Genomic DNA, 7,264 nt, shown 5'->3' with positions numbered 1-7,264 from the left:
GATGTGGGCCTTAGACAAGCCACACCCCACTCGGAGGTTCTCTTCACATCAAGCCGACACGCMCGCTACCAACGTCCTGACCGGGTACACCTAGTTGATCAATCTCCCGGCGTCGACTACCGCAGCGGGTTGTTGCCATCGCCGAAGCCCACGGCGACTCACAGGGGCAACGCCGGCCCGGTCCGCGCGGGGCGCCACGCGGACCGGGGACGGGATCACTTGGCCAGCAGGCCCTTCGCGATGTGGGTCACCTGGATCTCGTTGCTGCCGGCGTAAATCATTAGCGACTTGGCGTCACGCGCCAGCTGCTCCACCTTGTACTCGGCCATGTAGCCGTTGCCACCGAACAGCTGCACAGCCTCCATCGCAACCTCGGTGGCCGCGCGCGACGAGTACAGCTTCATCGCCGATGCCTCCGCGAGGGTCACCTTGTTGCCGGCCGCGGTGCGCTCGATCGCGTTGAACACCATGTTCTGCACGTTGAGGCGGGCGACCTCCATCTCGGCCAGCTTGAGCTGGATGAGCTGGAACTGCGCGATCTCCTTGCCCCACAGCTTGCGGTTCTTGGCGTAGTCGATGGACAGCCGCTGGCACTCGTTGATGATGCCGAGCGCGATCGACGCGATACCGATGCGCTCGGCCGCGAACGACTCCTTCGCGCTCTCCTTGCCGTCGCCCTTCGCCGGGGTCTCGGTCTCGCCGAGCAGGCGGTCCTTGGTGATGCGGACGTTGTCGAAGAACAGCTCGCCGGTGGGCGAGGAGTTCATGCCCATCTTCTTGAACGGCGGGCTCTGCGTGAAGCCCTCCATCCCCTTGTCGAGGACGAAGCCGAGGACCTTGCGGTCGCGGCGGTCGACGGAGGCGTCGCCCTCGTCGAGCTTGGCGTAGACGATCGTGACATCGGCGTAGGGGCCATTGGTGATGAAGGTCTTCTGGCCGTTGAGGATGTAGTCGTCCCCGTCGCGGCGGACGTACGACTTCATGCCACCGAATGCGTCCGAGCCCGAGTCGGGCTCGGTGATGGCCCACGCGCCCACCTTCTCCATCGTGACGAGGCCGGGCAGCCAGCGCTTCTTCTGCGCGAGAGTGCCGCGGCTCCGGAGGGTGCCGGCGGCGAGGCCGACGCTCACGCCCAGCGACGTGACCAGACCCAGGCTCACACCCGCAATCTCGCTGTTGAGGATGACACCCATGCTGCCGGCGCCGCTGAAGCCGCCCGACTTCTCACCGGACTCGGGCAGCGTCTCGCCGCGCTCGCGCGCCTCCTCCTTCGCGAAGGACTTCTCGAGCGCCTCGGTCGCCATCTCGTCCATCCCGAAGGTGGAGTACAGCTTGCGAATGATGTCGAACGGGGGCAGCTCACCGCTCTCGAGCTTGTCGACGTGTGGCTTGACCTCCTTGTCGATGAAGCCACGCAGGGCGTCGCGGAACATCAGGTCGGTATCGGACCACTCGTACATGTGAACTCCAGTCGGTGCGTATCGAAGAGCCGGGCAGCAGCAGGTGGGACCGCCCGTGGCGGCCGTCACACCCGAATATAGAACAGGTTCTCGTTGCGTGAGCCGCCCGCTCCCAGTGCGGGGATTTAGTTAGTGCACGACTTAATCGTGTATTATTCATCTCATGACGACGACCATCGAGCAGGACATCGACTGGGGCGACACGGACCCGCTGGCCCTGGACCGCCAGGTGTGCTTCGCGCTCGCGGTGGCCAACCGTGCGGTACTCGCCGTCTACCGCCCCCTCCTCGAGCCCATGGGACTGACACACCCGCAGTACCTCGTGATGCTCGCGCTGTGGGGCGACGCACCGATGTCCGTCAAGGAGATCGGGCAGGCCCTGCAACTCGACTCACCGACACTCTCGCCGCTACTGAAGCGACTCGAGTCGAGCGGGCTGATCACCCGCACCCGCAGCAGCGCCGACGAACGACAGCTCATCGTCGAGCTCACCGACGCCGGCAAGGCCCTGCGCGTTCGTGCCGAACGGATTCCCGGCGCGGTGGTCCAGCGCCTGGGCGTCAGCCTCGCCGAACTCGAGGAACTCCACTCCGTCCTCACCCGCGTCAACGCCGCCGCCCTGCGCGCCGGCGCGCTGCACGAGTGAACCGCCCCTTCCAGACAGGTACAGGTACACAGGACATGTCCAGCAACACCACTTCGAAGGTCAAGCGGCCCAACCCGTTCCAGTGGGTCGCGTATGCGTGCGGCCGCAGGCTCCCCGACTCGATGCAGGACTGGGTCCGCAACGACCTGATCGGCGACTGGGCGGTGCCGCGGCACATGGTGCGCAGCATGGTGCCGTTCATCCCCATCTTCGCCGCGTTCTTCCTGTTCCCCGGTCCGCTGTGGCTGCGCGGTTCGATGGTGCTGCTCGGAGTGTTCCTGGCGCTGTTCTTCGCGGCTGCCTACATGGAGCAGAACCGTCGTCGGCGCCTCGAGAAGCACGGACTGCCGGCCGACCTGGAGAATCCGAGGAAGGTCGCCCGCTACAACGCCGAGAAGGCCGCGTACGAGAAGGCGCACCCGCACACGTTCTAGGCGTTCCCTCCCCGCGCACGTCGGGCGTCGAGGGCCGAACCGAGCGTCATGATGCCCTCGTAGCAGCCGGGGTCGATGCCGGCGAGGTCCCGGATCCGGCCCAGCCGGTTGTTGACGGTGTTGGGATGCACCCCGAGGGCGTGCGCGGTCCGGGCCCGATCGAGATCGTGGTGAAGGTAGGCGTCCAGGGTCTCCAACAGCTCGGGGTACGGATCGAGCGGCAGCAKCCGGTCCGCCAGGTACTGCTGCCCGGCGGTGGGCCGGGACAGCTGAAACGGCAACGCCAGATCCTTCAGCTGGTACACGCCGGGTCCACGACCCATACGCGACGCCAGCTCGAGGAGTTCACGGGCCAGTCCCCCCGATGCTTCCAAGCCCCCGCGCCCGGCGGGCTCGGTCACCGCCGCCGTCACCGGGGCGGCAGCGGTGTTCGACACTGCCGCCGCCAGTTCGACGGCCACGCGGTACCAGTCGGCGTCCGCGGCGGCCTTGCGAGGCACCAGAAGCGTCGCGCCGTCCACCTCGAGGATCGCGAGGATCGGCGGCGGCCCCCAGCCATCGATCACGCGCCGGGTCCGCGACTGATCGGACCATCGGCCGGGCGGATCCGGCGGTGGGCCACCACGCCTGATCACGAGGACCGAATACTCGTCCGCCAACTCGATCCCGCACCAGCGGGCGGTGGGGTCGGCATCCTGCCCGGCCAGCAGCAGACGCGCGAGCAATTCCTTCGACGGCTGCTCGTCCCCCTCCAGTGCGATCCGCTCACTCTCGTAGAACTCGACGACGGCCCGCGTGACGACCTCCTGCAGGCGCAGCACCGCGGCCGCGATGTCGACCAGCGCCGCGGCCCGCTCCCCCGCCGCAGCGACACGGCACTCGTCGAGCAGGATGCGGCCGAAGCGGTGCCAGCTGTGGAGCACCGCGGACAACGACGCGCCGTCGGCCGCGGCCTGCACCGCGCCCTCCCGGACCGGCCGTAGCTCGTCCGCCGTGAATATCCGGTTCTCCCGGATTGCCCGGGCTGCCAGCGCGAAGAATCGACGRGTGCTGCGCTGCAACAGTTCCGGATGTCGCGAAGCGGGAACAACGGGTCGGTCACCCTGTTCGAGTGCAACGAACCTGACGTCCAATCTGTCCAGGATCGCGACCACCGCGGCGTCGGGCGCATATCGCGTCAGCTCGCCCTCGGACGGCATGCCCGGAACGATACGCCGCACCCGCGCCGACCGCGGCAGATCGGACGGGCCGGTCCGGATGCCACACCTGAAGGCCGACGCTCCGGCAGCCGCAGCCACCGAAACTCGTTCGAACGCGTGGCTCAGTGCCCTGATCGCGACCGCGAATGCCGCGTCTGGTCGAGCATGGCGAGGTAGGTGTCGAGCTGGGCCGCGCCGGTGAGAAGGTTACGACTGCGCGCGGTCAGCCGGTCCTGCCAGGAGTCGAGGAAGGCGCTCAACGCGGCCGCACCGCCGGCCTCGCGCAGCGACGCGATGAACTGAGCGACCTGAGGCAGCAGATACCCGCCTCGGCGCAGCTGTCGTGCGATCTCGGCGTCGCGCACACAGTCCGGCCCGTAGTGGCGATAGCCCGTTGCGCGGTCGCGGTCGGGTCGCAGGATGCCGTGGGTCTCCCAGGTGCGCAGCGTTGCCGGATGCACGCCGAGCCGGCGTGCGAGTTCACCCACGGTCAGCGGTGAGCCGTGGGCAGGGGCCGGCGTCGTGACGGACAGGCCGCCCAGCGCCGCCTCGACCTCGGTGCGGGTATCGCGTTCGGCAAGCAGCGCGACGTGCGCGGCGTCGATGAGCCGGTAGACGGACTCCGTGTCACCACGGTTGGTCGCGCGCATGATGTCCATCGCCTGCTGATGCCCGTGGCCGCCGCGCAACGCGAGGAAGGCGCGTAGAGCCTGCGCATGCAGGGGCGTGTAGCGCCGATACCCGGCCTCGCTGCGCTCGGTCGGCGGGAGGACGCCCGCGTCGTCGTAGTTGCGGATCGCCTGGGCGGACAACCCGTGTTCCCGGGCGAGATCGATGGGTCGCAGTATGTACCTCCGTTTGAGGCTTTGAGCTCTCGGTGCCAGGGAAAACTTGGGAAAGCTTCACCTGATTCTTCAGCGATAGCGTCGAGGGTAGTTCTTTCCGGAAGGAGTATTCATGTCCACAGCCACATCACTCCTCGCCATCGGCCGCGAAGTCGACGACGCGGAGAGCCTGGGCCGCGCCGTCGACGAACTGCTCGCCTCGCGGGCCGAGCCGCCGACCCTGCTCGCTCTCGGCGAGCCCACACACGGGATCGAGGCGTTCCCGTTGCTGCGCAACGAAATCCTCCGTCATCTCGTCGAACGGGGATACCGGTCGATCGTGTTGGAGACCGATTTCTTTGCCGCGGCCGCTGTCGACGACTACGTGACCGGAGGCCCGGCAGAGCTGGACACGGTGCTCGCGACTGGGTTCAGCCACGGGTTCGGCGCGGTGCCGGGGAACCGCGAACTCGTCGAATGGCTCCGCGAGCACAACGCCGGCCGCGCACCGCAGGATCAGGTTCCCTTCCACGGCTTCGATGCGCCGTTGGAGTTCTCCGGCGCACCGAGCCCGCGACGTGCACTGTCCTCGGCCGTCGAGTACCTACCGGGCGCACTGCGGCCCGAATCGGTCCGTGACCTCGACGCCCTGCTCGGCGAGGACACGGATTGGACCAATCCGGCGGCCATGTTCGACGCGGCAGCGTCCATCGGCGACTCCGACCGCGCTCGCGCCCTGCGCATCGTCGCCGACGACGTCGCCAGCGCGCTGCACCGCGCGGCACCCGGCCTGCGTCGCGCCGACCCGGCCGGCTACGACCACACCGTCGCGCACGCGCGCACCGCCCAGGGCCTGCTGCGCTATCACGCGGCCATGGCGCGCCCCGCAGACGATCGCATCGCGACCCTGCTCAGCCTGCGCGCGGCGATGATGGCCGAGAACCTGCTCGCGCTCGTCGCCCAGGAGCGGCACCGCGGGCCGAGCCTGGTGTTCGCACACAACGCGCTCCTGCAGCGTGCGCAGTCCGACGTGCCGGTTGGGAAGGTCGGCGTGAACTGTTGCAGCGCAGGAGAACTCATCGACCTCACTCTCAGCGAGCACTACATGTTCCTGGCGACCGACGGCAGTCCCCACAGCGATCCGGGAACCCTGCAGGGCGCACTGGCCGAGGCGACCACGCGGCGCGCCCTCTTCCCGGCACCAGCCCTGCGCGCCACGCTTCCGGCAGCGATCGGCACCGGCGAACCGATCGTGCCCGGGCACATCCCGCTCAGCCCGGCAGACACGGACGGCGCCGATGCGGTCATCTTCATCGCCGACACCGACGGAAAACAGCATCGGTACTGGTAGCCAGTACCGATGACCGATGCCGAAGCGGATGCACAGCGGCCGGCATGGAACTACTGGCGGGAAGGAGGAGCATTCGCGTGCCCTCACGCCGGGTGTCTTGCGTCAACTATTTGGCAGTCTCCCTCGCATGCTTCCGTTAGCGCGGCGCGCTCGCTCCCAAATCCCGTCGGCGACTTGACCCGACTGAACTCTCGGTGACCATCACTCTGTGGAAGATTGGGCTCATGCAAGGACACCGCCCTGCACTCATGGAAGCCGCTGCCCGATTCGCGGAGACGATTCCGTCCAGCTAGCCATTCTCGACAATCCGGCGAGACTCGCCATCACGAACGGAGCCTCGGTCCGATTCCGTCGGTCCGAACCATGCTTCAGTCGAGCACCGTGATCACGCACAAACGAGTCGAAAGTCCACTAGGCACGGATAGGTCGAGGCCAGCCACCGCAGGATCTCGAACGGCAACGGCAAGAACCAGAAGGTGTCACCCATCGTCGAAGCTCCTCACGTGCAGGGCCAGCCCCTCAGCCAGCAGGGCGTTCTCCACGGCCCACTGACGCACCTCCGGGGAAAACAGAATGGCTGGCATCAGCCACACGAACCACGGCCAATCTCCGCCCATGTCGATCACCTCGTCAGTGTGGCGATGCCCCACAGCCAGAGCTGGTGGAGCGCGTCATACAGCCGGGGCGGCATTGTGGCGACGCCGGTCACCGGATCACTCCGATGGACAGGAGCCAGGAGACGGCCGCCCAGTACAGCGGGTCGAACGGACCCAGAAACCGGGATCCAGCATGGTTCACCTCTTGGTCGAGCGAAGGATCAATTGCACCGGCCCCCGAGAGAGCACGGCAGCACGCTGATCAGCCACAGGCGCGCGTCGTCGGACAGGAAAGGTATGAACCAGATCCATGTATCCAAGGGGATCAATGCCTTTCGTTTCGGATCAGACGGTCCAGTCGTCCAGACAAGTCGCGAGATCCCAGAGCTGGCACGGCGTGACCGCGCGTAGCCCTTTCCCGCCACGCCGGGGGCCAGTCCATCGTCCACCACCACAACTGCAGGTTGAGCACGATCATCCCCTTCGATATCCAGCGGTAACCTCCCGCCGGGCCGCCCCGAACCGGCGGGGCCATCGCCTACGGAACGTCGACGGTTGCGAAGCCCGGTGTGGTCGTGCCAGGTTCGGGTATGACGGTGACGACGACCTGCCCGGTCCCGGTCGGCAGGATTGCCGCCGGGTAGCCGTACTGGGCGACCGACATCCGGGCGGAGCCGGCAGCTCCGCTCGACAGGTTCACCGTACTGGGCGACCGACATCCGGGCGGAGCCGGCAGCTCCGCTCGACAGGTTCA

The 7,264-nt window shown here is 67.5% G+C and carries 8 protein-coding genes; 3 read left to right on the top strand and 5 right to left on the bottom strand.

Features of this window, described 5'->3' with window-relative positions; genetic code table 11:
• Positions 1-215 precede the first annotated feature (215 nt).
• Positions 216-1,460: an acyl-CoA dehydrogenase family protein gene (locus AB4Z09_RS28470; RefSeq protein WP_114722055.1), complete on the bottom strand. Its 1,245-nt coding sequence runs from the start codon at positions 1,458-1,460 to the stop codon at positions 216-218.
• Positions 1,461-1,623: 163 nt separating this feature from the next.
• Between AB4Z09_RS28470 and AB4Z09_RS28465 the strand changes: the two genes are divergently transcribed.
• Entirely contained in the window at positions 1,624-2,106 is a 483-nt protein-coding gene (locus AB4Z09_RS28465; protein WP_442241317.1) for a MarR family winged helix-turn-helix transcriptional regulator, read from the top strand.
• Between the two features lie 35 nt (positions 2,107-2,141).
• Positions 2,142-2,540, top strand: coding sequence for a DUF5313 family protein (locus AB4Z09_RS28460; protein WP_114722057.1), 399 nt, complete (start codon positions 2,142-2,144; stop codon positions 2,538-2,540).
• On the opposite strand, the gene AB4Z09_RS28455 is transcribed toward AB4Z09_RS28460, so the two are convergent.
• Both AB4Z09_RS28455 and AB4Z09_RS28450 read right to left on the bottom strand, forming a co-directional pair.
• Positions 2,537-3,739 (bottom strand): PucR family transcriptional regulator, encoded by a 1,203-nt coding sequence (locus tag AB4Z09_RS28455; protein ID WP_442241316.1) that lies wholly within the window; start codon positions 3,737-3,739, stop codon positions 2,537-2,539. The two genes, AB4Z09_RS28460 and AB4Z09_RS28455, sit on opposite strands and share 4 nt — an antisense overlap.
• Positions 3,740-3,861: 122 nt before the next feature.
• On the bottom strand, positions 3,862-4,584 hold the full coding sequence (locus AB4Z09_RS28450) for a MerR family transcriptional regulator (protein ID WP_442241318.1): 723 nt from the start codon (positions 4,582-4,584) through the stop codon (positions 3,862-3,864).
• Positions 4,585-4,696: 112 nt separating this feature from the next.
• On the opposite strand from AB4Z09_RS28450, the gene AB4Z09_RS28445 reads away from it, so the two are divergent.
• Positions 4,697-5,914, top strand: a complete 1,218-nt coding sequence (locus AB4Z09_RS28445; protein ID WP_442241315.1) for an erythromycin esterase family protein — start codon at positions 4,697-4,699, stop codon at positions 5,912-5,914.
• 479 nt (positions 5,915-6,393) lie between these two features.
• On the opposite strand, the gene AB4Z09_RS28440 is transcribed toward AB4Z09_RS28445, so the two are convergent.
• Positions 6,394-6,540, bottom strand: coding sequence for a hypothetical protein (locus tag AB4Z09_RS28440; protein ID WP_174913513.1), 147 nt, complete (start codon positions 6,538-6,540; stop codon positions 6,394-6,396).
• A 508-nt stretch (positions 6,541-7,048) separates the two neighbouring features.
• Positions 7,049-7,210 carry a hypothetical protein gene (locus AB4Z09_RS28435; RefSeq protein ID WP_442241314.1) on the bottom strand — a complete coding sequence of 54 codons (162 nt, stop codon included), beginning with the start codon at positions 7,208-7,210 and terminating at the stop codon, positions 7,049-7,051.
• Between the last annotated feature and the right edge of the window lie 54 nt (positions 7,211-7,264).

It is taken from the genome of Rhodococcus sp. TAF43 (assembly GCF_052113525.1).
Classification (GTDB): Bacteria; Actinomycetota; Actinomycetes; order Mycobacteriales; family Mycobacteriaceae; genus Prescottella.
This window is presented reverse-complemented; position numbering and strand designations above follow the sequence as displayed.

Excerpts from the sequence above, each read along its gene's own strand:
- AB4Z09_RS28470 (WP_114722055.1), bottom strand. The coding sequence starts at position 1,460 with ATGTACGAGTGGTCCGATACCGACCTGATGTTCCGCGACGCCCTGCGT.
- AB4Z09_RS28465 (WP_442241317.1), top strand. The coding sequence starts at position 1,624 with ATGACGACGACCATCGAGCAGGACATCGACTGGGGCGACACGGACCCG.
- AB4Z09_RS28460 (WP_114722057.1), top strand. The coding sequence starts at position 2,142 with ATGTCCAGCAACACCACTTCGAAGGTCAAGCGGCCCAACCCGTTCCAG.
- AB4Z09_RS28445 (WP_442241315.1), top strand. The coding sequence starts at position 4,697 with ATGTCCACAGCCACATCACTCCTCGCCATCGGCCGCGAAGTCGACGAC.